Origin of the sequence: Cellulosimicrobium sp. CpK407 (assembly GCF_051844275.1) — a bacterium.
Taxonomy (GTDB): Bacteria; Actinomycetota; Actinomycetes; order Actinomycetales; family Cellulomonadaceae; genus Cellulosimicrobium; species Cellulosimicrobium cellulans_G.
The window spans coordinates 53433-78195 of record NZ_JBGNYC010000015.1 but is presented as its reverse complement, the minus strand read 5'-3'; the positions used below and the strand labels follow the sequence as shown (position 1 = coordinate 78195).

Annotated in this window: 21 protein-coding genes; 7 read left to right on the top strand and 14 right to left on the bottom strand. The window is 73.0% G+C overall.

The window, feature by feature from the left end; genetic code table 11:
- Positions 1 to 9: 9 nt before the first annotated feature.
- The 3 genes from ABWU78_RS09100 to ABWU78_RS09090 all read right to left on the bottom strand — a co-directional run bounded on the left by ABWU78_RS09100 (position 10) and on the right by ABWU78_RS09090 (position 5594).
- Positions 10 to 1761: a DUF5719 family protein gene (locus ABWU78_RS09100; RefSeq protein WP_439158155.1), complete on the bottom strand. Its 1752-nt coding sequence runs from the start codon at positions 1759 to 1761 to the stop codon at positions 10 to 12.
- Between the two features lie 4 nt (positions 1762 to 1765).
- Positions 1766 to 5131 (bottom strand): glycosyltransferase, encoded by a 3366-nt coding sequence (locus tag ABWU78_RS09095; RefSeq protein WP_439158154.1) that lies wholly within the window; start codon positions 5129 to 5131, stop codon positions 1766 to 1768.
- A gap of 133 nt (positions 5132 to 5264) precedes the next feature.
- Positions 5265 to 5594, bottom strand: a complete 330-nt coding sequence (locus tag ABWU78_RS09090; protein ID WP_275892227.1) for a WhiB family transcriptional regulator — start codon at positions 5592 to 5594, stop codon at positions 5265 to 5267.
- A 179-nt stretch (positions 5595 to 5773) separates the two neighbouring features.
- On the opposite strand from ABWU78_RS09090, the gene ABWU78_RS09085 reads away from it, so the two are divergent.
- The 3 genes from ABWU78_RS09085 (at position 5774) to rfbA (ending at position 8240) form a co-directional block, all read left to right on the top strand.
- Positions 5774 to 6577 (top strand): TIGR03089 family protein, encoded by an 804-nt coding sequence (locus ABWU78_RS09085; RefSeq protein ID WP_439158153.1) that lies wholly within the window; start codon positions 5774 to 5776, stop codon positions 6575 to 6577.
- 85 nt (positions 6578 to 6662) lie between these two features.
- Positions 6663 to 7331, top strand: coding sequence for a class I SAM-dependent methyltransferase (locus ABWU78_RS09080; protein ID WP_353708702.1), 669 nt, complete (start codon positions 6663 to 6665; stop codon positions 7329 to 7331).
- Positions 7332 to 7376: 45 nt separating this feature from the next.
- Positions 7377 to 8240: a glucose-1-phosphate thymidylyltransferase RfbA gene (gene rfbA / locus ABWU78_RS09075; protein ID WP_353708701.1), complete on the top strand. Its 864-nt coding sequence runs from the start codon at positions 7377 to 7379 to the stop codon at positions 8238 to 8240.
- A 28-nt stretch (positions 8241 to 8268) separates the two neighbouring features.
- Here the strand turns inward: rfbA and rfbD are convergent, their stop codons facing one another.
- Positions 8269 to 9117: a dTDP-4-dehydrorhamnose reductase gene (gene rfbD, locus ABWU78_RS09070; protein ID WP_353708700.1), complete on the bottom strand. Its 849-nt coding sequence runs from the start codon at positions 9115 to 9117 to the stop codon at positions 8269 to 8271.
- A gap of 73 nt (positions 9118 to 9190) precedes the next feature.
- Between rfbD and ABWU78_RS09065 the strand changes: the two genes are divergently transcribed.
- Positions 9191 to 10702, top strand: a complete 1512-nt coding sequence (locus ABWU78_RS09065; protein WP_353708699.1) for a DUF2142 domain-containing protein — start codon at positions 9191 to 9193, stop codon at positions 10700 to 10702.
- Between the two features lie 2 nt (positions 10703 to 10704).
- On the top strand, positions 10705 to 11331 hold the full coding sequence (locus ABWU78_RS09060; RefSeq protein ID WP_253053207.1) for a dTDP-4-dehydrorhamnose 3,5-epimerase family protein: 627 nt from the start codon (positions 10705 to 10707) through the stop codon (positions 11329 to 11331).
- 34 nt (positions 11332 to 11365) lie between these two features.
- Here the strand turns inward: ABWU78_RS09060 and rfbB are convergent, their stop codons facing one another.
- The 3 genes from rfbB to ABWU78_RS09045 all read right to left on the bottom strand — a co-directional run bounded on the left by rfbB (position 11366) and on the right by ABWU78_RS09045 (position 14387).
- On the bottom strand, positions 11366 to 12361 hold the full coding sequence (rfbB, locus tag ABWU78_RS09055; RefSeq protein WP_253053205.1) for a dTDP-glucose 4,6-dehydratase: 996 nt from the start codon (positions 12359 to 12361) through the stop codon (positions 11366 to 11368).
- Between the two features lie 65 nt (positions 12362 to 12426).
- Positions 12427 to 13386 (bottom strand): NAD-dependent epimerase/dehydratase family protein, encoded by a 960-nt coding sequence (locus tag ABWU78_RS09050; protein ID WP_439158152.1) that lies wholly within the window; start codon positions 13384 to 13386, stop codon positions 12427 to 12429.
- Positions 13383 to 14387: a glycosyltransferase gene (locus ABWU78_RS09045; RefSeq protein ID WP_253053201.1), complete on the bottom strand. Its 1005-nt coding sequence runs from the start codon at positions 14385 to 14387 to the stop codon at positions 13383 to 13385. Before ABWU78_RS09045 ends, ABWU78_RS09050 begins: the two co-directional genes overlap by 4 nt.
- An 83-nt stretch (positions 14388 to 14470) precedes the next feature.
- Between ABWU78_RS09045 and ABWU78_RS09040 the strand changes: the two genes are divergently transcribed.
- Both ABWU78_RS09040 and ABWU78_RS09035 read left to right on the top strand, forming a co-directional pair.
- On the top strand, positions 14471 to 15037 hold the full coding sequence (locus ABWU78_RS09040) for a GtrA family protein (protein ID WP_253053199.1): 567 nt from the start codon (positions 14471 to 14473) through the stop codon (positions 15035 to 15037).
- Positions 15034 to 15873: a glycosyltransferase family 2 protein gene (locus ABWU78_RS09035; RefSeq protein WP_439158151.1), complete on the top strand. Its 840-nt coding sequence runs from the start codon at positions 15034 to 15036 to the stop codon at positions 15871 to 15873. The genes ABWU78_RS09040 and ABWU78_RS09035 overlap by 4 nt, the downstream gene beginning before the upstream one ends.
- A gap of 10 nt (positions 15874 to 15883) precedes the next feature.
- Here ABWU78_RS09035 and ABWU78_RS09030 read toward each other — a convergent pair whose 3' ends face one another.
- From ABWU78_RS09030 to glf, 7 genes are read right to left on the bottom strand one after another with little or no spacing between them, the layout of a single operon-like run.
- Positions 15884 to 18109 (bottom strand): hypothetical protein, encoded by a 2226-nt coding sequence (locus ABWU78_RS09030; RefSeq protein WP_439158150.1) that lies wholly within the window; start codon positions 18107 to 18109, stop codon positions 15884 to 15886.
- Complete coding sequence (locus ABWU78_RS09025) at positions 18106 to 19356, bottom strand: acyltransferase family protein (RefSeq protein WP_439158149.1); 1251 nt, start codon at positions 19354 to 19356, stop codon at positions 18106 to 18108. The genes ABWU78_RS09030 and ABWU78_RS09025 overlap by 4 nt, the downstream gene beginning before the upstream one ends.
- Complete coding sequence (locus ABWU78_RS09020) at positions 19353 to 20249, bottom strand: glycosyltransferase family 2 protein (protein ID WP_253053191.1); 897 nt, start codon at positions 20247 to 20249, stop codon at positions 19353 to 19355. The genes ABWU78_RS09025 and ABWU78_RS09020 overlap by 4 nt, the downstream gene beginning before the upstream one ends.
- Positions 20249 to 21919, bottom strand: a complete 1671-nt coding sequence (locus tag ABWU78_RS09015; RefSeq protein ID WP_253053189.1) for a glycosyltransferase — start codon at positions 21917 to 21919, stop codon at positions 20249 to 20251. Before ABWU78_RS09015 ends, ABWU78_RS09020 begins: the two co-directional genes overlap by 1 nt.
- Positions 21916 to 22662 carry an ABC transporter ATP-binding protein gene (locus ABWU78_RS09010; protein WP_253053187.1) on the bottom strand — a complete coding sequence of 249 codons (747 nt, stop codon included), beginning with the start codon at positions 22660 to 22662 and terminating at the stop codon, positions 21916 to 21918. The genes ABWU78_RS09015 and ABWU78_RS09010 overlap by 4 nt, the downstream gene beginning before the upstream one ends.
- Positions 22663 to 22673: 11 nt before the next feature.
- Entirely contained in the window at positions 22674 to 23537 is an 864-nt protein-coding gene (locus ABWU78_RS09005) for an ABC transporter permease (protein WP_253053185.1), read from the bottom strand.
- Complete coding sequence (glf, locus tag ABWU78_RS09000) at positions 23534 to 24721, bottom strand: UDP-galactopyranose mutase (protein ID WP_353708696.1); 1188 nt, start codon at positions 24719 to 24721, stop codon at positions 23534 to 23536. Before glf ends, ABWU78_RS09005 begins: the two co-directional genes overlap by 4 nt.
- Positions 24722 to 24763 lie beyond the last annotated feature (42 nt).

Sequence of the window (24763 nt, the reverse complement as noted above, 5' to 3'; positions counted from 1 at the left end):
CGTCGCTCCCTAGCCCCCGAGGCCCGCGGTGCCCGAGGCACGGACCGCGACGGTACCGGGCGCGGGGACGTCGGCCACGGGCAGGAGCACCGAGAGCAGGCTCGGGGTCTCGTCGCCGTCGTCCCCGCTCGGGTGACCCGCGCTCGCCGTGACCGACCAGACCGGCTCCAGGTCCCCGCGCGGACCGACGACGTCGACCGTCACGGCCGCGACCGTGGCGTCGGATCCCTCCGCCACCAGCGCGGACGGGTCGAGCGTCTGCGTCGTGCCGGCGGCGAGCGCCACGGTCGTCGTCCCGGCCTCGGCGCCGTCCTCGTCGTAGGCGCGGACGCGGAGCTCGAGGCGTCCGGTCGCGTCGTCGCCGTCCTCCGCCGGGCCCGTCGCCGGGACTGCCGCGAGCGTCAGGACCGACGTCGTGCCGGGGACGAGCGCGACCTGCCCGGCCCGCGCGTCGTCCGCCACGGCCGGGGCGTCCTCCGCGGGGGGCACCAGCGCCCGCGCGGCGATCCACGCCCGGTCGTACTGACGCTCCTCGTGCAGCAGGTCGGGGTCGGCCTCGCCTCGCCGGTCGACCGACGCCCCCGCGACGACGGGGACGTCCGCGTGCACGGCCACGGCGTACGACCCCGCGGGCAGCCCCCCGAGCGAGACGTCGGTGACGACCCCCGGCGTGAGGGCGACGTCCTCCACGCCGCGCAGCGGGACGGGCCCGTCCGCCCCGTAGACCGTCACTTGCGCGGTCCCCGCCTGGTCGCCGGGGGCGAGGAGGCGGAGCTGCGGCGCGTGCGGGTCGTCGACGGCCTCGCCGATGCTCGCGACGCCCGCGAGCGCCAGGTCGTGCGCGGGGTCCGCGCCGGGGACGACGTAGTCGACGCCGAGCGGGACCAGCCCGTCGAGCGTGGAGTGCTGGAGGTAGGCGGAGACGAGCCCGCCCGTCGCCGCGACGTGCACGACGAGACGCCGCTGCTCGGGGGCGGCCGCCTCGACGAGCGTCACGACCTCCTCGCCCGGGCCCACGAGCTGCTGCCCGCCCCCGGAGAGCACCGCGGCCCCGCCCTGGCCCCAGACGTCGACCTGCACGACGGCGGGCGTGAGCCCCGGGTTCTGCAGCACGAGCTGGGTGCTGCTGCCGATCTGGGTGCTCCCGCCCACGAGCCACTGGCTGATGCCGGGCCGCGCGCAGCTCGCCGCGGCGAGGCCGCGCAGGTCGCCGGCGGTCGTCACGGACCCGACCGACGCCGCGACCCGCGGCGCCGCCCCCTCGCCCGGGCGCACGGTCAGGACGCTGCCCGCGCCAGGGTCCTCGACGGTGCTCACCGTGACGTCGGCGTCGGAGGCGCGATCCAGCGCCCGGGCGCCGGTGCGCGCGGCCGTGCCGTCGAACGCGCCGATCTCGGCCGACCCGGCGCCCGCCACGACCGCGCGCAGGCTGCTCTCGGTGCCGACCGGCGCGGGACCGAACTGCGCGTCGCCGACCGTCTCCGGGTCGGTGAGGCGCGCGGGCCCCGGGCAGACCGTGACCTCCGGGGCCGGCTCGACGGCGACCCGCTCGACCGGGTCGGCGGGGGGCGGCGCGGCGGGGACCAGCGTCGCACCCGTGCTCCCGAACGCGGCCACGGCGCCGACCGCGAGCATCCCGACCAGGCCGGCGCCCGTCGTCGTGACCCGGCGCACCACCCCGCGCCGCCGGCTGCGGGACGTCCCGGCGGTCGCCCCGTCCGCCGCCGCCCGGCCCTCGCCCGTCTCGTTCTCCGTCGTCACCGCGCTACCTCGTCCCCGCCCGACGACGCCGCACCGGCACCGCGAGCAGCACGTACACGAGCAGGGTGATCCCTGCCGCCGTCATCCAGCCCGACCGGTGATCGGCCGCGTGGAACACCTCGAGCCGACCGTCCGCGCCTCCCAGGGCGAACGCCTGGAGCCCGCCGGTGGTCGACGGGTCGACGGCCTCCAGGGGTCGGCCGTCGAGCGTCGCCCGCCACCCGGGCGAGGCGTCCTCCGCGAGCACGACCACGCGGTCCTCGGCCCCCGCCGGCACGACCGCGTCGACCGGTCGCAGCGCCTGGCGGTCGGCGTCGAGCGGCTGTGACCCCGCGGACGACTCGACCCGCGCGTAGGCGGGGTCGAGGCCGTCGGGCGCCACGCGCCACACCAGCCCCGACTGCCCCTCCGTCATGCGCTCGAGACCGGGCACCGTGTCGAGCCGCGCCACGAGCTCCGCGCGCGCCTGGTCCTGCTCCGCCGACGCCGGCAGGAGCACGGCGCCCACGCCGAGGCGCCCGAGGCCGTCGCTCACGTCGGCGGACGTGCCGGAGACGAGGTCGGCGACCACCCGGGGCAGCTCGCCCTCGGTCGCGCCGGGGTCCGCGGCCTGCCACGCCTCGACGACGACCGAGGAGTCGACGGCCTGCGGGCCGTCGGAGCGCAGCGCCGCGTACTCGACCACGCCGCCCGGACCGATCTCGAGGCTGAGCACCCGGGCCTGGCGCGGGGAGGACTGCATCTGGCGGCCGACCGGCGGGACGACGGGCTGGGTCGTCGCGCGGACGTCGCCGACCCGCGCGTCGTCCCGGTCGAGGACGCCCGCCGTCCACGACGCCGCGGTGCCCAGCGGGAGCAGCGTGACGACGAGGCCGAGCGCGACGACGGCACCGGACCGCCAGGGCGGGGCGCCGCCGTCGGGCAGTCGGGGCGCACCCACGAGCGCGGCGCCGAGGAGCGCGAGGAGCGCGAGCGAGGTGCCCGCGCCGGGCCAGCCCGTCACGGGGGCGTCCGGCGACGCGCCCGCCCCGACGACGGTCGAGCCGGCGAGGATCGCCGTCGCGAGGCCGATCGCCGCGACGAACCACGCGCCGACGGCGAGGCGGCGCCCGCGGAGCACGGCCACGGCGGCGAGCGTCACGACGACCGCCCCGGCGGCGAACGGCGCCCACCGCGCGAGCAGGTCGACGGCGCCCGAGCCGTCGAGCCCGAACCACGCGCCCGGCGACACCGGCAGACCGAGGAGCAGCTGCCACGGCGGCGCGGCCGCGGCCGCGACGGGCGCACCGGGGTCGGCGAGCAGGAGGCGCCACCCGCCGTCGCCCGCCGTCCTCGCCACGTGCACGAGGAACGGCGCGAAGAGCACGAGGGCCGGGACGGGGACGAGGGCGAGGTAGCGGCGGTGCGCGGGCACCCCGACCGCGACCACCACGAGCACGAGGACGCCGACCGGGAGGAGGACGGGCGAGCCGGCGACGACGACGGCGAAGAGCAGGCCCGCGGTCGCCGCCGCGGCGAGCGACCCCGGCTCGCGCCGCAGGACCGGACGCGCGGCGTCGGGCGCGGCCGGCGCGACCGTGTCGACACGCTGGAGCCCGAGCGCGCGGACCACCGCGAGCGCGAGCCACGGCAGCGTGGCGTGCACGAGCACGGCGCCCACCCGGCCCGCGCCCACGGCGGCGAGCAGGGCCGGCGCGGCGACCCACACGAGCGTGGCCCAGGCGCGCGCCGGGACCGAGCGGACCAGGGCGCCCGCGGCGAACCACGCGCCCAGACCCGCGGCGACGAAGCAGGCCGGCACGAGCAGGTTGACGGCGGTCTGGGTCGCGCCCCCCGCGAGCAGCGAGGCGGGGACGAGCGCCGTGACGTAGGGGTCGGCCGGGGCGGGTGCCCCGAGGCCGGTCGAGACCCACCCGGTCGTCGCGGCACGCCAGACGTCGCCCAGCGTGCCCGTCGCCGGCAGCAGCGAGCCGCCGACGAGGCGCCCGCCGGCGAGCAGCGCCCCCGCGAGCGGGCCGAACACGAGGGCGGTGTACGCCACGAGGGCGACGGCCGTCGCAGCGAGCCCCGCCCGTCGCCGCAGCGCGAGCGCGCGCAGCTCGCGCCGCTCGATGTCGGTCGGGGCCCACGCGGTGCGCCGCTGCTCCGCCCGCGCCAGACGACGGTCGCGCCGCTCGGCGAGCACCTCGCGCCACGTGCCGCGCAACGGGCGCAGCGCACCGCGCGGGAGCCTGCGGGTCCGTCGGGCCGCGCGCCGCGCGCGCCACACGGGCCCGACCCGGGCGAGCGCCCACAGCGGCGCGAGCAGCTCGTCCCGCGCGTGGCCGGGCTGCTTGACGAGCAACCGGTACGCGGCGTGGAACGGCGCACCGAGGATCATGGCCAGCGCGACGAACGGGAGCCACGGTGCCGCGACCCCGACGAGTCGCGCGTGCAGCTGCGACCGGCGCCGCGCGGCGGAGGACGAGCCGGGGTCCGGCGCGGGGAGCGTGGTCGCCCCGCGCCGCCGGTCCCGCAGACCGAGCAGCGACGCCTGGGCGTGCCGCACCACCGCGGACGGCACGACGATCACGCGGTGCCCGGCGAGCCGTGCCCGGCGGCACAGGTCGAGACCGTCGCCGAACGGGCCGTACTCGGGGTCGGTCCCGCCGAGCTCGAGCCACACCGTGCGGCGCACGAGCGCGCCCGCGAGCCCGACGGCGAGCACGTCGTCGCGCGCGTCGTGCTGGCCCTGGTCGATCTCGTCGTCGTCGATCCCGGTCATGCGGCGCCCCAGCGGCGTCGTCGTGACGCCGACCTCGACGAGGCGGCTCGCCGTGCCCGGCTCGAACGGCGCGGCGGGCTCGGCTCCCGTGCCGACCGTCCACCGCTCCTGCTTGGGTCCCGCCACCGCGACCGCGGTCGAGTGCTCGACCGCGCGCAGGAGCTCGGCGAGCGCGTCGGGAGCGGGCGCCGAGTCGTCGTGGAGCAGCCAGAGCCACGTGCCCGGTTCGACGTGCGCGAGCGCGGCGTCGACCGCGTCCCCGAACGAGCGGGCGCGTGGAGCAGCGACGAACCGCGCGTCGCCGAGCTGGAGCCCCTGGTGCTCGCGCGTCGCGTCACCGGTGGCGGCGTCGACCACGACGACCGCGTGCGGGCTCGTCGTCTGGGCGCGCAGGGCGGCCATCGTCTGCGCGAGGAACGGCGTGCTCCCGCGCGTGACGACGACTGCGGTGACGGTCGTGACGACGGGCAGCGCCCCGGTGACGGCAGCGACGATCTCGGGTGCCGCGACGACGCCCGGCACCGCAGCGGCACGCGCGGCCGCCCCCGGCGTGACGTCGCCGGGGCGGGCGCTGCGCGCGGACGTGGTGAGGTCGGAGGAAGTCATGTCCCGTCGATCATGCGACGGACACGGCTCCGGGCGCGGCATTTGCGCGCCCCGGTGTGGCGGGGTGTCGTGACCCCGTCACGAGGCGGCCCGGTGCGGCACGCGGCCGATCCGGACCGGGCGACGCTCGTCGTCAGACGACGCGGCGCTTGAGCTTGCGGCGCTCCCGCTCCGAGAGGCCGCCCCAGATGCCGAACCGCTCGTCGTTCTCGAGCGCGTACTCCAGGCACTCCGCGCGGACCTCGCAGCCCGTGCAGACCTTCTTGGCCTCGCGCGTGGACCCGCCCTTCTCCGGGAAGAAGGCCTCCGGGTCCGTCTGGGCGCAGAGCGCCCGCTCCTGCCAACCCATGAGCGAGTCGTCGACCGGCTCGCCGAAGAGCGGCAGCACCGGTGCCACGCGCTCCACCTCTCGTTCAGCGTCGGAGGGGAAAGCCCCTCCCGTCCCGTCCAGCATGTTCCACATCGTGCGCCCCTTCATGCCGTTCGCCGGGCCTCGTGGCGAGAACCCCGCCGGAAACTGCATTGAAGAAATTACACGCGTGTCGTCCGCGGGCGTCAAGCCGAAATGTGATAGCGACGAGGAGGCGAGGGGTGAAATTCCGACATGTCGGGACGCGATATCAGCGCTCTAGGGTGGTGTCCATGGTGACCGCTCCCCATCCCCCGACCCCGCGCGACGACCGCCCCACGCACGTCGCTGACCTGCTGCGTCTCCTCACGCGAGACCCCGGCCGACCGCGGCTCACGTGGTACGGCGACGACGGCGAGCGCGTCGAGCTCTCCGGCGCGGTGCTCGAGAACTGGGTCAACAAGACGACCAACCTTCTCGTCGAAGAATTCGACGCCGGCCCCGGCACGCGGGTCGTTCTCGACCTTCCGGTCCATTGGCGCACGGTCGTCTGGGCGCTCGCCGCATGGCGCGTCGGAACGACGGTCGTGCTCGCGCCCGTCGAGGACGACGCTATGCCGGACGACGGCACCACGCGACCGGACGTCGTCGTGACGACGCGCCCCGACCGCTGGACCGGGACGCGCGCCGAGCTCGTCGCCGTCACGCTGCCGGCGCTCGCCCGCCGGTTCGACGGCGACCTCCCGGCGGGGGCGACCGACGCCGCGTCCGCGGTCATGACCTACGGCGACCGGATCGGCTGGGCGCCCGCGGTCGAGCCCGGGCTCGAGGCGCTCTCCGCACCCCCCTCGTCGTGGGACCACGCGCACCTGGTCGACCGGGCCGCCGGCGGTCGGCAGCTCCTGTCCCCGACGCCGCCCTCCGGGGACGGGGACAACGGGGACCCGGCGACGGCCTCGATCCTGCGCCGGGTGCTCGCGACCTGGGCTGCCGACGGGTCCGTCGTCCTCGTCTCCCCCGCCACCGCGACGGCTCTGGGCTCCGACCCCGAGCGGTTTCGTCGGCTCCTCGCCCAGGAGCAGGTGACGCCGGCCTGACCGCCTTGGTGGTGTCTCCCCTCGGAGAGACCGCGCGGCTATCGTGGGCGGATCGAGGACAGGTGCGACCCCGAGCGAGGTGCCCGTGACCCGACCCGACGACCAGCCGGCCGCAGACCCCGTACCCAGCGGGCCGGGCGACGCCACGGCACGCGCCGCGAGCACGGAGGACGCCGAGTACACGCGTCGTCTGCGCGAGCTCCAGGGCGCCCGCTGGAAGCGGATCCTGCACGTGCAGGCCCCGTACCGGTGGATCGTCCGACACCACCTGGGGGCGCGCCGGACGCTCGACCTGGGGTGCGGCATCGGGCGCAACCTCCGCCACCTCTCCCCGGGCAGCCTCGGGGTGGACCACAACCCCGCGTCGGTCGCCTTCTGCCGGAGCCTCGGGATGGACGCACTCACCCCCGAGGGCTTCCTGGACGCGAGCGCCGACGGGCGGCTCCCGCCCTTCGACGCCCTCCTCGTCTCGCACGTGCTCGAGCACGTCGAGCAGGGCAGCCAGGTCGAGATGCTGCGCCCGTACGTCGAGCGGCTCGCGGCGGGCGCCCGGGTGCTCGTGGTGTGCCCCCAGGAGCGCGGTTTCGCGTCGGACCCCACCCACACCGACTTCGTCGACGACCGGAGGATCGCGCAGGCGCTCGACGCGCTCGGTGTCGTCGTGGACGGGTCGCGGTCCTTCCCGTTCCCTCGTTGGACGGGCCGGTACTTCATCTACAACGAGTTCGTCGTGCACGGGCACGTGCCGGCCTGAGCGAGACGAGCCCGTCGAGATCGCGCGCGTGGGAGGATGGCGCCCATGCGTGGAATCATCCTGGCCGGCGGCTCCGGCACGCGACTGCACCCGATCACGCTCGGTGTGAGCAAGCAGCTCGTGCCGGTCTACGACAAGCCGATGATCTACTACCCCCTGTCGACCCTGATCCTCGCGGGCATCCGCGACGTCCTCGTCATCACGACCCCGCACGACGCCGAGCAGTTCCGTCGGCTGCTGGGCGACGGCTCGCAGTTCGGCATCTCCATCTCGTACACCGTCCAGGCGGAGCCCAACGGGCTCGCGCAGGCGTTCGTCCTCGGTGCGGACTTCATCGGGTCGGACTCCGCGGCGCTCGTCCTGGGCGACAACATCTTCTACGGCCCGGGCCTCGGTACGCGCCTCTCGCGGTTCGAGGGCCTCGACGGCGGCGCGGTGTTCGCCTACCGGGTCTCCGACCCGACCGCCTACGGTGTCGTCGAGTTCGACGAGGACGGCAAGGCCCTCTCGCTCGAGGAGAAGCCGCAGCACCCACGCTCGAGCTACGCGGTGCCCGGACTGTACTTCTACGACAACGACGTCGTGGCGATCGCCCGCGACCTCGAGCCGTCGGCCCGGGGCGAGTACGAGATCACCGACGTCAACGCGGAGTACCTCCGCCAGGGGCGGCTCCACGTCGAGGTGCTGCCCCGCGGCACGGCCTGGCTCGACACCGGGACCTTCGACTCCCTCCTCGAGGCGTCGGACTTCGTCCGTACGATCGAGAACCGGCAGGGCCTGAAGGTCGGTTCGCCCGAGGAGGTCGCGTGGCGCCGGGGCTTCCTCACCGACGACGAGCTGCGCACCCGCGCCGAGAAGCTCGTGAAGTCCGGCTACGGGAGCTATCTGCTCGGCCTCCTCGCACCCTGACGACGACGGTCGGCGGCTGCGCCGACCGTCAGCCCGCGAGGACCTCGGCGGCGGCCGTCCGCCACCGCTCCTCCCACTGGGCGATCACGGGCACCCCGACCGCCGCCAGGGGCGCGTGGTCGAGCACCGAGTACGCAGGACGCGGCGCCGGACGCACGAACGCCTCGCTGGTCGTCGGCCGCACGCTCTCGGGGTCGTGGCCGGCGGCGACCGCGACCGCGCGCGCGAACTCGAACCAGGAGCACGCGCCGCTCGCCGTCGCGTGGTACACGCCGCCGGGGGCGCCGGTCACCACGAGGCGGTCGACGGCCTCGGCCACGTCCCGCGTCCAGGTGGGCTGGCCGACCTGGTCGGCCACGACGTCGACCCCACCGCGCTCGCGCAGGAGCCGGGCGATGGTCCGGGGGAAGCAGGCGCCCCGCGCGCCGTAGAGCCACGCCGTGCGCACCACCAGGTTCGCCGGAGACGCCGCAAGGACCGCCCACTCGCCCGCGAGCTTCGTCCGCCCGTACGCGGACACGGGCGTCGGCGCGTCGTCGACGCGGTAGGGCGCGTCGGCCGTGCCCGCGAAGACGTAGTCGGTCGAGATGTGGACGAGGCGGCGCCCGGCACGGGCGCACGCTCGCGCGAGGACGCCGGCACCGAGGGCGTTCACGGCGAAAGCGTCGGACTCGTGCTGCTCCGCGCCGTCGACGTCCGTCCACGCGGCGCAGTTGACGACGACGTCGACCGCGGCGACCGCGTCCTCCACGCTCCGGGCGTCCAGCACGTCGAGCTCCCGGGACGACGGAGCCCACACCTGCTCCCCCCGCTCGGCGAGCCGACCCGCGAGGTCCGTGCCGAGCATGCCCGTCCCTCCCGTGACCAACCAGTGCACGAGCGACCTCCGATCCTGTGGGCGATGACCAGACGAGCGTAGTGGAGGCCCCGGTCTCGTAGGATGACCAACCATGACCCCTGAGATCGGCGGACCTTCCCGCGCCCGCCGGACGACCACCTGGGTCGCGCTCCCCCTCCTCGCCCTGGTCGCCCTCCTCGCATGGGGATTCGCCACGCCGGTCGGCTCGAGCCCCGACGACGACTTCCACCTCCCGTCGATCTGGTGCGGGCTCGGCGAGCGGGACGGCCTGTGCGAGCAGGGCTCCGAGGAGCTCACGCGACTCGTCCCGGCAGCGGTCGCGGGCGAGCCTTGCTACGCCCGGGACGCCGCACGCGACGCGTCCTGCTGGTCCGACTCGACCGAGCTCGTCGAGACGGACCGCGTCAACACGGTGCACCTCTATCCCCCGGTCTTCTACGCGACGATGTCGGCGTTCGCGTCGACCGACGTCGAGACGTCCGTCCTGCTCATGCGAGGGTTCAACGCGCTCCTCTTCGTCGGGCTCGTCACCGGGGTGGCCGCCCTGGTCCCGCGGCCGCTCCGGCGCAGCGCCGTCCTGCCGTTCGCCGTCACGGCGGTCCCGCTCGGGTTGTTCGTCGTCCCGTCGACCAACCCCAGCTCGTGGGCGTACCTCGCGGCGGGCGTGACGTGGCTCGCGCTCTACGCGAGCACGCTCGTCGAGGGCCGCCGCCAGATCGGGCTGGCCCTGCTCGCCGTGCTCGCCGGCTTCCTCGGCGCGGGGGCACGAGGCGACGCGGGCGTCTACGCGTGCCTCGCCGTCGGCATCGTCGCGATCCTCTCTCTCCGCCGCGACCGCCGCCTCGTCGTCCCGGCCGTGGCGGGCGCCGTCATCGCGGCGGTCGGCGCGCTCTTCTACCTGAGCTCGACGCAGGGCGGTCAGGTGAGCGGCGGCTTCAGCGACGGACCCGGAGGACCGCCGCTCGGCGTGTGGGACACCTTCCGCACCGTGCTCGAGGTCCCGGACCTGTGGATCGGAGCCGTCGGCGGATGGGGCCTCGGCTGGTTCGACGTCCCCCTCCCGGCCCTCGTCCCCGTCCTCGTCTGGGCCGTCCTCTCCGCCGCCGTGTTCCTCGGCCTCGGCAAGGCCACGCCCCGGACCCTGGTCGCGGCGGTCGTCGCCCTCGGCGCGCTGTGGGGCATGCCGACGCTCCTGCACCAGCAGTCGGGGGTGCTCCCCGGCTCGTTCGTCCAGCCTCGCTACCTCCTGCCCGTGCTCGTCCTGCTCGTCGGCGTCCTCACCGTGGCGACCGCCCGCGGCAAGGTCGAGTGGACCCGGGCACAAGGCGTCACCGGAGCGGTGGCGCTGGCGCTCGCTGCGGCCGTCGCACTGTTCACCACGATCCGGAGGTTCACCGTCGGCATCGAGACGCCGGTGGCGAACCTCGACGGCGACCCCCGCTGGTGGTGGGACGTCCTCGCCCCGACCCCGCTGACCGTGCTCGTCACCGGATCGCTCGCCGCGCTCGGCGTCTTCCTCCTCGCGGAGCGGCTGGGCAGAGCCGTTCCCACCGGCGAACGAGCGACGGACGACGAGCCCCGACCCCGACCGACGGAGAGATGACCGTGAAGATCCGAGAGCTCGACATCCCCGGCGCATGGGAGCTCACGCCGCGCCAGTTCGGCGACGACCGAGGCGTGTTCCTCGAGTGGTTCCAGGGCAGCGAGTTCGCTGCGACGGTCGGACACGACCTCGACCTCCGGCAGGCGAACCTGTCGGTCTCCGCCGCCGGGGTCGTCCGGGGGGTGCACTTCGCCGACGTCCCGCCGAGCCAGGCCAAGTACGTGACCTGCGTGAGCGGCGCGGTGCTGGACGTCGTGGTGGACATCCGCGTCGGCTCGCCGACCTTCGGCCGCTGGGACTCGGTGCTGCTCGACGACGTCGACCGCCGCGCCGTCTACCTGAGCGAGGGCCTCGGGCACGCGTTCTGCTCGCTCGAGGACGGCTCGACCGTCGCCTACCTCTGCTCGGCACCCTACGCGCCGGGCAGAGAGCACGGGATCCACCCGTTGGACCCGGGTCTCGCGATCGAGTGGCCGACGACGGACCGCCGTGGCCGTGCCCTCACCCCGCGGCTCTCGGACAAGGACTCCCAGGCCCCGACGTTCGACGAGGCGCACGCGCAGGGTCTGCTGCCCACCTGGGACGCCGTGCGGTCCTTCCTCGCCGACCGACGGGGCACGGGCGCCTGAGCGCCCGGGCGCCCGCCGACCGCGAGCTGCCGTCCTACTGCCCGGACGCGGCGTAGGTCGCCTCGACGCCGGCCTTCGCCGGGCGCCACCACGACTCGTTCTCCCGGTACCAGTCGACCGTCGCGACGAGGCCGTCCCGGAAGTCGGTGTAGCGCGGCTCCCAGCCGAGCTCCTCCCGGAGCCGCGAGGCGTCGATCGCGTACCGCAGGTCGTGCCCGGGGCGGTCGGCCACGTGGTCGAAGTCGTCGGAGGGCCGCCCGAAGATCTCGAGCAGCGTCCGCACCACGTCGAGGTTGCTCGTCTCCCCGTCGGCACCGATCAGGTACGTCTCCCCGATCCGGCCCGCGTCGATGATCCGCCACACGGCGCTGTTGTGGTCCTCGACGTGGATCCAGTCACGCACGTTCAGCCCCGCCCCGTAGAGCCGGGGGCGCACCCCGTCGATGAGGTTGGTCACCTGGCGCGGGATGAACTTCTCCACGTGCTGGTACGGGCCGTAGTTGTTGGAGCAGTTGGAGAGCGTCGCCTCGACCCCGAAGGACCGGACCCACGCCCGCACGAGCAGGTCGCTCGCCGCCTTCGTGGAGGAGTACGGGCTCGAGGGGTTGTACGGGGTCGTCGGTGTGAACTTCGCCGGGTCGTCGAGCTCGAGGTCGCCGTACACCTCGTCCGTCGAGATGTGGTGGAAGCGCACCCCGTGCCGACGGACGGCCTCGAGCAGCGTGAAGGTCCCGACGACGTTGGTCCGTACGAAGGGCGACGGGTCGTTGAGCGAGTTGTCGTTGTGGGACTCGGCGGCGAAGTGCACGACCAGGTCGTGCTCGGCGACGAGCGGGTCCACCACGTCGGTGTCCGCGATGTCGCCCTGCACCAGGCGGACCCGGTCCGCCACGGGATCGAGCGACGAGCGGTCGCCCGCGTAGGTGAGCGCGTCCAGGACGGTGATCTGGACGTCCGGGCGCTCCCGGACGCTCTGGTGGACGAAGTTGGACCCGATGAAACCGGCTCCGCCGGTCACCAGCATCTTCATGTGCGCTGCTCCTGCCAAGTCGTCGTGCGGCCGACCGACCACTCTAGACGACCGGTCCCCCGGTCTCAGCCTCGCGTCCGTGACCGCAGCGCGAGGCCGATGTCGGCTCCCGTCGCGGCGATGCCCACCGGGAGCGGCACGAACGCGCGGTGGTCCAGCTCGGGCCACACGCGGGACCGGAACCGCAGGTCGAGCGCCTGACGAGAGGTGAACGGCGACGCCGCCAGCACCGCCTGGGGGCGTCGCTTGTAGATGCGGCGCATCTCGCCGAGCAGGGTCGCGATCGAGACCGACTGCTGCGACGCGAGGATCTTCACCACGGGGTCGCTCCCCGGCGGGAGGGTGGCCGCGCGGTCGAGCGTGTCGAGGACCATCGCCGCGCAGTCGTCGACGAAGAGATAGTCGCGCAGCGTGTCCAGCGGGACGTAGATCCCGATCGGGCGCGCCGTGTGGTGCGCCAGGCAGAGCTGGGAGATGAGCCCTTGGGGTTTCGCCAGGTTCTGCCCCGGACCGTAGATGTTCGCGATGCGTGCCAGCACCACGCGCGTGCCCGCCCCGCCGAGCGTACGGAAGGCGTCCTCCGCGTCGAGCTTGGCACGCCCGTACTCCGCCAGCGGCCGCGGCGCGGTCTCCTCGGTGAAGGGTGGGTCGTCGCTCCCGGCGTAGAGGCCGCCGGCCGACGAGGCGAAGAGGAGCGCACCCCGTGCCGCGACATCGGTCGGCAGCGCCCGCAGCCGGGACACCACGTCGCGGATGACGTCGAGCTCGGCACCGAGCGCGTCGGCCGTCGACGCGGTGACCCCTGCTCCCGCGGCCCAGACCACGGCCCAGGGGCCGTCTCCCGCCGTCCGGAGGAGCTCGTCGACAGCGCGCCCGAGGTCCTCGACGGCGTCGGCACGCACGCCCCACCGCACCCGCGCCCGGACGGACGACGTCCCGCGGCGGTCGAGCTCGCGCGTCACGGCCCGGCCGAGCAGGCCCCCCGCGCCCACGACCAGGGTCGTCGCGCCCCCCGCACGGTTCATCGATCGCGTGCGCGTCCGAGCGGGCCCTGCGCGGGGTCGCTCACGATGAGATAGAGCGGCCTGCCCATCGCCATGTTGACGGCCACCCCGATGTACTCCGCGACCACACCGATCGCGAAGAGGATGAGACCGGTCGCCAGCAGCATCACGACGATGAGCGACGTCCAGCCGGCAGGGACGGACTCGCCCGCGATACGGGCGATCGCGAGCGCGACCGCGACCACCACGCCCGCGACGCCGAACACCGCGCCGAGCACGCTCACGATCCGCAGCCCCCGGGTACCGCTCGAGAGCACCATCCGCCAGAAGTGCGACAGGAGGCGCCGCAGCGAGTACCCGGACCGACGCTCGCCCTCGTCACGGAGCGCGACGGGGGCCGTGGTGACGGTTCCCGCGACCCAGCCGAGCGCGACGTCGAGATAGACGCTGGGGCCCGCGTACGCGGCCACGGACCGACCGATCTCCCCGAGAACGAGCCGATAGCTCTGGTAGAGCGACGTGTCGGTGCCCCCCGCGAGCGCCTCGATCACGCGCTTCGCCGCCTTGGACGTCACGTTGCGGAACGCGGAGTGCGGAGGGGCGTTGGTCGGCGCCGCGTAGACGACGGTCGCCCGCTGCGCGAGCGCCGCGTCCAGCAGCACGCCCATGTCCGCGGGGTCGTGCTGGCCGTCCTCGTCCAGCGTGACGATCCAGTCGCCGCCCGAGGAGGCCATCCCGGCGAGGGTCGCGGCATGCTGCCCGAAGTTGCGGCTCAGCCAGACGGGTCGGACGACGTCGTACTTCGCGGCGAGGTCGCGGATGACCGCGGCGGAACCGTCGGGTCCGTGATCGAAGACGAGCAGGACCTCGGTGACCTGGGCCTGCGCCCCCGCCGGTGTCGCGAACGGGACGCAGAGCCTCTCGATCTCCTCGAGGAGGGCCGGGAGCGTGCGCTCACCCTGGTACACGGGAACGACGACGGAGATCTTGTGAAGGACGCCGTCGAGGTCTTCGTTCGTCACGCTGGAGACTATAGTCGTTGGGTCGTCGCAGCCCGTCCGCCCTCGGGTGCGCCCGCGAGCTCCGAGAAGAGGTACCCCGCCCGATGGTCATGGACCCGGAGCCCCCGACGACGGACGCCCCCGGATCGCCGACCCCGGCCCCTCCCGCAGGGATGCACGGGTCGCTCGGCCCCCTCTTCACCCTCGTCAAGGACCAGCGGGTCGCGTTCCTCATCGTGGGCGGCCTCAACACCGTCATCGGCACCGCGTGGTTCGTCGTCTTCGAGATGCTCCTGCGCGACCAGCTCGGCCGGTTCGGCTACATGGCGAGCCTCGTCTGCGCGCACGTCGCGGCCGTGCTCTGCGCGTTCGTGCTCTACCGCAAGTTCGTCTTCCGGGTGACGGGGCACGTCTGGCTCGACCTGGCTCGCTTCGAGGTGGTGAACCTCAGCGCGCTCGGGGTCAACCTCGTCGCCCTGCCGTTCGTCGTCGAGCTCTTCGGGCTCGCGCCGATCCCCGCCCAGCTCCTCATCACCTGCGTCACCGCGCTCATCAGCTACTTCGGCCACAAGGGCTTCTCGTTCCGACGCAAGAAGCCGGCGGCCACGCCCCCCGACGTCGCCGACACCGGTGCCGCCGACAGCCACAGCAGAAAGGACGCCCCCACGTGAGCCCTCGCGTCTCGGTCGTCGTGCCCGCGTACAACAACGGCGACTACATCGCCGCGACGATGCGCTCCGTGCTGGACCAGACCTTCGACGACTTCGAGCTCGTCGTGGCGGACCACTCGTCCACCGACGACACGTGGGAGCAGCTCCAGGCGTTCGCGGACGACCCCCGGGTGCGGCTCGTGCAGACGGACGCGGGCGGCGGAGCCCGGAGGAACTGGAACCGGGTGAGCGAGCTCGCCCGGGGTGAGCTCATCAAGCTCGTCTGCGGGGACGACCTCGTGCACCCCACCATGCTCGCCCGCCAGGTCGCGGCGATCGACGCGGCAGGTCCGGAGGCCGTGCTCGTGGCGTCGCAGCGAGACCTCGTCGACGCGCGCGGAGACGTCTTCGTCCGTGCGCGGGGCCTGGGCGACCTCGACGGCGTCGTGGACGGCGCCGAGGCGCTGCGGGCCACCGTGCGCTCCGGCACGAACCTCTTCGGCGAGCCCGCGTGCGTGCTCATGCGCACCGACGCCCTGCGACGCGCGGGGTGGTGGCAGGACCTGCGGTACTACATCGACGCCGGCTCGTACGCCCACGTCATGGTCCAGGGACGGGTCGTCGCACTGCGCGAGTCCCTCGCGTCGTTCCGCGTCAGCGCGAGCCAGTGGTCCGTCCGCCTGATGCGGCAGCAGGCGGAGGAGGCCGCGGAGTTCCACCGCCTGGCGCGTGAGCTGGCGCCCGCCACGATCACCGAGCAGGACGTGCGCCGCGGTGACCGTCTGGCGAAGGTCGTCGCTCTGCAGCGCCGGGCGGCGTACGTCGTCCTCGGGCGCCGGATGCGCCCTCGAGACTGACCCGCCGCGCTCACACCTCGGTGCCGGCGGGGGTCGTGCTCCGTCGGCTCCGGAACCCCTGGAACGCGCAGAGCCCCACCGCGCCCAGCAGCGCCACGACCAGGCCACCGAGCTCCAGCGTCCACCCCGGCGGCCGGAACGACACCTCGACCGTCTCGCCGACGCTGTCGCCGTCGAGCTCGACCGTGAGGAGGAAGTCTCCCGTCGGTGCCGCCAGCTCACCGCCGGCGACGCGGTACCCGGGCCAGGCCATCCGGCTGAGGACGATCGTCCCACCGGACTCGGGCACGTCCGTCACGCGGAGCGTCGTCACGTCGTCGCTCACCGACTCTTCCACCACCTCGACCCCGTCGGAGGCGTAGGTCACGTGGCCGGGTCCGGGCACCGCGACGTCCCGGGTCCACAGCTCGGTCGAGTGCCCGGTCGTCGCGACGTGCCAGCCCGCGGGCGGCGTGGGAACACCGTCCGGGAACGCCGACAGGACGAGCTGGACGTTGCCGATCCCCATGAGGTCGACGAGCGGGGACGACGTCCCCTCCACCTCCGCGAACAGCGCGTCGAGCGAGCCGGCGCACGACTCCCCCCGGTTGCTCACGCACAGGGTCTCCGAGTACGCCGCGAACCCCACGGGCGTGTAGACGTTCTGCACCGGAGCCGGATTGAGGTACCAGGTGTTCGCGAGCAGCGTCTCCTCCCAGACCTCCGGGCCCGGGGCCTGCGTCGGGGCGCCCACGACGAACACGTTCTCCTCGACCCCCTCGAGCTGGCGCTGGTAGTCGGCCACGGCCGACGGCATGCCGAAGTCGGCGAGCGGTGGGTCCGGCTGGTAGCGGTGCTGCACCACGACGTTCGCCGAGGTCGCCAGGACTGCCACGAGCGCGAGCGGCAGTGCGCGCCGCCCGGAGGTGGTCCGGAGGAGGACGAAGTACGTCGCGCCGACCACGAGCAGGACGGCCACCGCGACGGCGAGCGGCCTGCCCCACCCGGGCACCTGGACGAACGCCAGGTAGGCGCCGATCAGGACGAGGGCCACGAAGACCGCGCCCCGCGCGAGGGTCACGCGCGCGACCAGCGCGCGGCTGAGCACGACCGCGAGCAGGACGAGCGCCGCGAGCGAGACGTACGGCATCATCCGCACCGGGATGCGGAGCGGGCCGGCATAGCTCGGCCCGACGACCCACAGGACCATGACGAGGAGGAACAGCCCGATCCCCACGAGGTCCCGAGCGTCGCGGACGATCTTGCGGACGTCGACGAACGCGACGAGCGGGAGCGCCCAGGAGATGTAGAGCATCGGGACGACGGCGAACGCGCCCCACCAGGCCGAGACCTCCGGTCTCGCCGTCGAGATCGCGGAGGCAAGAAGTCCGTTGAGGTCGGCGACGAGGAAGCCGTCGTTGAGGATCGAGCTTCCCTGGCGCACCGTGACGTCGGCGGAGAGGACGCCGGGGAGGTAGACCGCCACGGCGACGAGCCCGAGCAGGACGCTCGCGCCGAGGACGACGAGAGCGCCCCGCCGCTGGCCCGCGATCATCGCGTCGACCAGCACGGCACAGATGACGAAGACCAGCGCGATCGTGCCGTGGACGTAGCCGACCGTCACGACGAGATACCCGGCGACGAGCATCCCGACCGGGTTGCGACCGCGGGCCGCGCGACGCGCCATCCACCAGAACCACGGGATGCCCGTCGAGGTGAACAGTCCCGTCACCCAGGTGGTCGCGTCCATGTAGAAGGTGAACCCCGCCAGCGGGAAGCCGATGCCCGCGAGGAGCGCCCAGTGGCGGTGCCCCCCGAAGTCGCGGACCAGGCCGTACGCGCCGACGGCTGCGACGCCCATCACGACCGCCTTCACCGCGGTCGAGAACACGACGGCGTCCGGAGCGTAGGACGCCAGAAGACCGATCAGGAGCACGACGGGGTTCAGGAGCCCCCACTGCCCCTCGACGAAGTAGTTCCCGGCCGCCCAGGTATCCGTCTCGAGGAACGAGAACCCGCCGCCCTCGCGCAAGAGCTCGCCGATGCGGAACCAGATCCCGTACGCGCCGATCTGCGTGTCGTCGTTGAAGTAGTAACGAGGCGCTCGCACGAGCGGGACCAGGGCGAGCAGCATCACGACGAGCGCCCCCGAGGCCGCCCACGCGACCTCGACGGCCCGCCCTGCCCGCGGTGAGGCGGCGACCGCGCCGGTACCAGCGGCGGACGTCGTCCGCGGTGTCTCGGTCCCGGCGCTCATCCGACCCGCTCCTCGGGCGCCGTCGTGGGTACGCCGACGGACGGGCGTGGTCGCTCGACCTGGCCCGGCGGCGGGGTCCTCCCGGACGACGACATGCGCTTGATCGCCAGCCGCGCAGGCTCCTCGAACCAGCGCCAGAGCGCGTAGCCCACGGCGAGCGCGGCGAACGGCAGCAGCACGAACGCGATCTTCGACCCGAGCGTCCCGGGCGCCATCCACGCGAACCGGCCCTGTGCCCACCACACCGGCTCGATGAGGAGCATGTGCACCATGTAGACGCTGTACGAGGCTGCCCCGCCGATCACGAACCAGCGGGTGCCCAGGAGCGTGACGACGTGCCGGTCGCCGATCGCCAGGAGACCGACGAGAAGGACGAACAGCGGCGTCACGAGCGGCGCGAGCTCCGGGTGGCCGACAGCGTCGACCCCGTACAGCCAGGCCAGGATCAGCAGGATCACGCCGAGCGCGGCGTGGCTCGCGACGGCGCGCGAGCGGGCGGTGAGCCGAAGCTGTCGCACGCCCTCGTAGACCAGGGCGCCCGCGACGAAGCAGCACAGGATGCGGAGCATCCAGGCCCAGGGGTAGTACATGGTGCCGTACGCGACGACGAAGACCAGCAACGGGACGAGTGCGACGAACGCGAGCACGAAGAGGCTGGTCGCCCGGAGCGAGCGGCCGAGCCGGAGGAACAGGAGCGCCATGATCGGGAAGAGCGCGTAGGCGAAGGCCTCGGCGGAGACGGACCAGGCCGGGCCGTTCCACATCAGGCGGTCGGTGTCGCCCTCCGTCCACAGCGCGACGAGGAAGCTCTGGCGCAGGAAGCTCGGCACCGTGAAGTCCCGGGGCGGGACCGGGTCGGTGCTGACACGCATGATCAGCCCGTGCCAGAGACCCGCCGCCAGGAGCGTCACGAAGAACACCGGCCACACGCGGGCGATCCGCGCCCAGTAGAACCGCGCCGTCGACACCCGCTGCATCGAGCGACCCATCCGGGCCGAGTAGTTGAGCGCCAGCACGAACCCGCTGAGCGTGAAGAAGAGGTCGACGCCGAGCTCGCCGTGCGACAGCAGCGGCCCCGCCCAGGACTCCGTCCCGGGGAACTCGCTGTAGAGGTTGCCCCGGATGTGGAAGACGACGACCCAGACCGCCGCGACGATCCGCACGCCGGTGAGGGCACGGACGTGCCCGATCTCCGTCGTCGGGACGTCCGCCCCCGGAGAGGCGGACGCCGCCGCGCCGTTCGTCATCGCGTCGTTCTCGGCTTCTCGATCTCGGGACGGAACACCACGCCCTTCGCGGCCGCCTTGACCAGCCGCAGGCGCAGCCGCCACGGCACGCTCGACCGGGTGAGCTGCTTCGTCATGTTCTCGACGAGCGACGCCGCGAGCGTCGGGCTGCGGAAGGCACGGGCGGACGCGATCTGGTTGCGGACCCCGTACTCGAACTTCCAGATGTTGCCGTCGTTGACGTCGCCGAAGTTGACCCCGCGGTTCTGCGGGAGGAGGTGGTTGACCTTCGACGACGGGAGGAAGATCCCCGGGCGGTACTTCGCCAGGCGCTGGGTGTACTCCGCGTCGTCGTACCAGATGAAGAAGTTCGCGCTCGGCAGGCCGACCGCGTGCACGGCCTCTCGCGTGATGAGGACCGAGACGAACGAGCACGACTTCATCAGGGTGAAGTCGGCACCCATGGCCAGCGGGCGCGCGAAGTCCCACGTCGGCTCCGGGGTGTTCATCTCGCAGAGGGAGCCGTCCTTCCACAGGACCATGCTGCAGGCGAAGCTCGGCAGGTACCCGAGCGTCTCCGTGGCGCGGTCGAGCCCGGAGACGAGCTCGCCGAGCGCCTCGACCTGCGGGACGGTGTCGTCGTCCATGAGCCACATCGCGTCGTACCCGAGCTCGTACGCGAGCTCGGTCCCGGTCGCGAAGCCCCCGGCGCCCCCGGTGTTCTCCGGGAGCCGGCGCACGGTGGCCGGGACGGAGAACTCGCGCGACGAGAGGAACTCGGCCGTGCCGTCGTCCGAGGCGTTGTCGATGATCACCAGGCGATCGGGCAGCCGGTCCTGTGCCTCGAGCGCGTCGAGCGTCTGCTCGAGCAGCGCTCGACGGTTGTAGGTCACGACGACAGCGGCGACGCGCATCAGTTCTTCTCCTTCAGTTCCTCGAGCCGTCGCGCGAGGAACGCGCTGGCCGGCTCGACCTCGTGCAGTGCCTGGATGAGCTGGGTCTGCTCACGTCGTGCGCGCTCGTAGGCGTCCGGGTCTCCGGCCAGGCGTACGAGAGCCTGTGTCGCACCGCTGAGGAAGCCACGGGGCGCGCGGGGGACGAGGAGCATCGGGGCGACGACGGTCCGCTGGCTCCCGACGTCCGCGGACAGCACGAGGACGCCGTGCTCCTCCGCCTCGAGGGACGTGAGCGTCAGTCCCTCGTTGTCGCTCGAGATCACGAGCACGTCCACGTCGTCCATGAAGTCGCCGACGGGCCCCCAGGGGCGCCGCTCGATGACGCCCTCGAGACCCTCCTTGCGGATGCGGTCGCTCGTCATGGCGCCGAGCACTCCGCTGCCCTGCATGACGAACGAGAAGTCGGCGGGAGCCTTCGCGTGCAGCCGTGCGGCGAGCGCGACGTAGAGGAACGGCCGCTTCTGCGGCGCCAGGCGCCCGAGGTACCCGATCCGCAGCGGGCCGCCCGACCGGGGTCGTACCGCGGGGACGGGCGAGACACCGGAGGTCAGGGGCCGGTAGACGAGCTTGCGCCGGTCAACCTCGGAGTCGAGCAGATAGAGGTCTCGGAGCTCCGGCGAGATCACGTGATGCTCGTCGATCAGGTCGGAGAGCTCGATGCTCTGACGGACGAACCCACCCGTGCGGTGCTCGACGATGTGGGTGCTGTCCAGCACCTGCACGGACGGCGCCACGTGACGGAGCTCGGGCAGGAACGCGTACGCCCGGCGCGAATGGTGCACGTGCAGCAGCGTCGGCCGGTACGTGCGGACGAGGGCGGTGAGGAACGCGCCCCAGTCCTCCTCGGCGAGGGCGTTCGCCGCGACGAAGACGTCGTCGGTGATCTCGAGCATCCTGTCGAGCTGGCGCTGCGGAGCGGCCACGTCCGCGGTCACCACGACCCGGTAGCCGGCGGCCGCGGCGAGCTCGGCGGACTGCACGGCCCAGGACTCGGCCCCGCCGGACTCGAACCAGTGCATCGCGATCCACGCCACCGGCTCCTCCCCCGTCGTCAGCGGGGAGCCGCCGGCGGTGGAGAGGTGCTCGACCTGGGGGCGGAGGACCGAACGCCGGTGCTCGACACGAGTGTTGCGCCCCTGACGCCACTCGTCGAGAAGGAGCGGCGCCTTCTCGTAGATCTTCTTGTACACGCCGCCGACGACCCGACGCTTGAGCGAGTCGGGCTGGAGGAAGTGGAACTCGCCCGCCTCGTCGAGGAGCGTCGTCGTCGGGACCACGAGAGTACGGCCGACCGCGTCCTGGCGTCCGGGCTCACCCTCGACCGAGACCCGTCCGACCGCGTCGCCCTCGGCGAAGCGGCCGCCGGCGACGGCTGGGTCCACGTCGATCGGGGCGGGGAAGGGCTCGTGCTCGCTCGAGACGACGAGGAGCTCGAGCGGAGCCCCGGGGTGAGCCAGGGCGAGGCTGCGGACCGCAGCGTCGAACCACGCGGCCCCCAGCCGCTGCGCGATCCCCCGTCCCGTCTCGGTCAGGCTGACCCGTGCGACGCGTCCCCCTAGTCGACGCGTCAGCGCGGCAGCGATCTCCACCTCCACGCCCTGCGTCTCGCTCACGTCGGGTCCACTCATCCGTTTCCTCCTCGCAGGTGGGCGATCGCGTCTCCGACCGGCCCGTCGCTGACGACGTGCCCGTGCTCGAGCAGGATCGCCCGGTCGCACAGCTGCTCGATCATGTTGAGGTCGTGGCTCACGATCACGAGCGCCTTGCCGCTCGCCTTGAGCTCGCGGATCCTCGCCAAGCACTTCTTCTGGAAGGGCTCGTCGCCGACCGCCAGGATCTCGTCGACGAGGAACACGTCGGGATCAGTGTGCACGGCGACGGCGAACGCGAGCCGCAGGAACATGCCGGAGGAGTAGAACTTGACCTCGGTGTCGATGAACGACTCGATCTCGCTGAAGGCGACGATCGCGTCGAACTTCGAGTCGATCTCCGCCTCGGTCATGCCGAGGATCGCGCCGTTGAGGTAGACGTTCTCCCGCCCCGTCAGGTCGGGGTGGAACCCGGCTCCGACCTCGATGAGGCCGGCGATCTTCCCCCGGACCCCGACCCGGCCGGAGTCGGCCCGCATCACGCCCGAGATGAGCTTGAGCAGCGTGCTCTTCCCGGAGCCGTTGAGACCGAGCAGCGCGACCGCCTCGCCGTCGTCGACCTCGAAGCTCACGTCGTGCAGCGCGACGAAGTCGGACGACTGCTTCTCGCCGCGACGGACGATGGCGCGCACGACACGGTCCTTCAGCGTGTGGGTGTGCTGCAGGACGAACCGCTTGCCGATCCCGGCCACGACGATCCGTGCCTGCTGTGTCTCGACCATGGTGGACAACGTCAGAGCTCCTGGGCGAATCGGCCGTCGAGTCGCCGGAAGACGACCTGCCCGGCGAGGAGGACGAGGAACGAGAGGACGACCGCGGAGATCGTCGACCACAGGAGGCCCGGAGGCATGGCACCCGTCCGGTCGGTCCCGGGGAACCAGAAGCACAGGTGGAACAGCTCGACCGCGGCGGTCATGGGGTTCGCCTGGTAGATCCACCACAGGACGCCGTCCCCGATGGCGTCCCTGACGTTCTGCCACTGGTACAGCACGGGCGAGAGCCAGGTGGCGACCATGAGCATCAGGTCCACGATGTTCTCGGCGTCGCGGAACAGCACGTTCAGCGCCCCGAAGAGCAGTCCGAGACCGAGCGAGAGGACGGCGATGATGACGATCCCGAGCACACCCGCACCGAGCTCGAACAGCGACGGCTGCCACCCCGCGATCAGCGCACCGAGGATCAGCACGACGAGCTGCGGCAGGAAGTGCACGACGGCGACCCAGACCGACGCGACGGGGAAGAGCTCGCGCGGCAGGTAGATCTTCTTGACCAGGGCGGCGTTGCCCACGATCGACCGGGTCGCGTTGCCGAACGCCTCGCTGAAGAAGTTGACGGCGACGACGCCGGAGAACAGGTAGACGGCGAAGTCCTCGACGTTCTCGTTCATCCGCAGGAACACGCCCACGGCGAAGTAGAAGACGACGAACTGGACGGCGGGCTTCACGTACGACCAGAGCAGGCCGAGGAAGGATCCTCGGTACCGCACCCGGAGCTCCTTGCGCACCAGCAGGCGCGCGAGGAATCGGCGGCGGAGGACGTCGAGCAGCCCGGCTCCCTTGCCGGGCTCGACGAACGCCTCCTGGGGGGCGACGGTCACTCTTCGACTCCTCCGCTCTGGATCGCGGCGCCGCCACCGAAGTGCGGCGCGAGCTTGTTGTCCACCATCGACAGGGCAGCGCCGATGGCCATGTGCATGTCGAGGTACTTGTAGGTGCCGAGACGCCCCCCGAACAGGACGTCGCGCTCCGCGGCGGCGAGGTCGCGGTACCGCAGGAGCCGCTCACGGTCGGCGGCCGTGTTCACCGGGTAGTACGGCTCGTCCTCGCGCTGCGCGAACCGCGAGAACTCACGCATGATGACGGTCTTGTCCGTCGGGTAGTCGCGCTCGGGGTGGAAGTGCCGGAACTCGTGGATCCGGGTGTACGGGACGTCCGCGTCCGCGTAGTTCATGACGGAGGTGCCCTGGAAGTCGCCGACGGGGAGCACCTCCTCCTCGAAGTCGAGCGTGCGCCACGACAGGTCGCCCTCGGCGTAGTCGAAGTAGCGGTCCACGGGCCCTGTGTAGACCACGGGGACGTTGCCGACGACGTTCTCCTTGTTGACCGGCTGCGTCGCGTCGAAGAAGTCGACGCCGAGGCGGACCTCGATGTTCGGGTGGTCGGCCATCCGCTCCAGCCAGGCCGTGTAGCCGTCGACGGGCAGGCCCTCGTGCGTGTCGTTGAAGTACCGGTTGTCGTACGTGTAGCGGACGGGCAGCCGCGAGATGATCGACGCGGGCAGGTCGCGCGGGTCCGTCTGCCACTGCTTCGCGGTGTACTCACGGATGAACGCCTCGTAGAGGGGCCGTCCGATGAGGGAGACGCCCTGCTCGTCGAGGTTCGCCGGCCTCTTGCCGCCCAGCTCCGCGGAGAGCTCCTTGACGAGAGCGCGCGCCGCGTCGGGGCCGTGCGCAGAGCGGAAGAACTGGTTGATCGTGCCCAGGTTGATCGGCATCGGGAACACCTCGCCGCGGTGCGTGGTGTACACGCGGTGCACGTAGCTCGTGAACGCCGTGAAGCGGTTCACGTACTCCCAGACGCGCTCGTTGGACGTGTGGAACAGGTGGGCGCCGTAGCGGTGCACCTCGATCCCCGTCGTCTGCTCCGCCTCGCTGAAGGCGTTGCCCCCGATGTGCGGCCGTCGGTCGATCACGAGGACCTTCCGGCCGTACTCCTCGGCGATCCGCTCAGCGACCGTCAGGCCGAAGAACCCCGAGCCCACGACGACAAGATCCGCGTCCACACATACTCCTAGTCTTGGAAGACAGCCGCACTAGCGTAGCCG